At 57.8% G+C, this 256-nt stretch carries 1 protein-coding gene; it reads right to left on the reverse strand.

All coding sequences use genetic code 11. The annotated features are described in order from the left end of the window. Positions 1-256 (reverse strand): nickel-dependent hydrogenase large subunit (locus tag FVA95_RS30100; protein WP_193564463.1); only part of this gene is annotated, 256 nt, incomplete at both ends.

Raw genomic sequence — 256 nt, forward strand, 5'->3', positions numbered from 1 at the left:
TTTTCATGGAGGTTTCACGCACGCGGAAGAACTGCATAAAGCCGGAGTCGAAGCCGGTAAAGTGGCAGGCGAGGCCGAGGTTGAGCAGATGCGAGTGCAGGCGTTCCACCTCCAGCAGAATGGCGCGGATCATCTGCGCACGTTCTGGCACCTGAATACCCATCGCGTTTTCCACCGACGTGGTGTAGGCGGTGCTGTGAGCAAAGCCGCAGATCCCGCACACACGGTCAGAGAGGAAGGTCACTTCGTTATAACC

Origin of the sequence: Pseudonocardia sp. EV170527-09 (genome assembly GCF_008369905.1) — a bacterium.
Classification (GTDB): domain Bacteria; phylum Actinomycetota; class Actinomycetes; order Mycobacteriales; family Pseudonocardiaceae; genus Pseudonocardia.